Raw genomic sequence first — 587 nt, 5'->3', positions numbered from 1 at the left:
GCGGCCGTCGTCGACGGCGAGCCCGTCGCGGCCGCCATCGTCGCGCCCGCGATCGGCGACACCTACACCGCCGACGACACGGGCGCGTACCGCAACGGCGAGCCGATCGCGGTGAGCGACGTGGACGAGCCCCGCAAGGCCGCCGTCGACCCGACGATCTGGTGGGCCTACGACGCCCGCGACGAGTACGCCCGCGCCTGCGAGGCGATCGTTACCCGCTTCGGCGACATGCGTCGGTTCGGCGCCGCGCAGGTGGTGCTCCCGACCGTCGCGGCCGGCGGGTTAGAGGGGACGATCACGAACCTCCGCGCGAACCCCTGGGACACCGTGGCCGGGGTCTTCGTCATTCGGCAGGCCGGGGGGCGCGTGACCGACTTGGACGGAGAGCGGTGGCGCCACGACTCGAAGGGGGTCGTCGCCTCGAACGGCGCCCTCCACGACGAGGTGCTCGCGACCGCGAACGAAATCGAATCGGACTGATAAATGGGACCCGTGGCTGTTGCTGGTCGGTGCCGAGTCGTCGGATAACGAATCGAGGTCGCCGATCGGTGGATGGCCGCGGTGTCCGTTGATTAATAACTGGCTGA

1 protein-coding gene is annotated in these 587 nt (G+C 70.0%); it reads left to right on the top strand.

Translation table 11 applies throughout. From position 1 onward, the window contains the following. A partial coding sequence (locus tag DVK07_RS20665) for an inositol monophosphatase family protein (RefSeq protein WP_303646398.1) occupies positions 1-480 on the top strand: 480 nt, incomplete at its 5' end. Positions 481-587 lie beyond the last annotated feature (107 nt).

Origin of the sequence: Halorubrum sp. Atlit-26R (assembly GCF_003666015.1) — an archaeon.
In the GTDB taxonomy this organism is placed as follows: Archaea; Halobacteriota; Halobacteria; order Halobacteriales; family Haloferacaceae; genus Halorubrum.
Note: the sequence above shows the minus strand (reverse complement) of the source record. Positions and strands in the feature narration are given on the sequence as shown.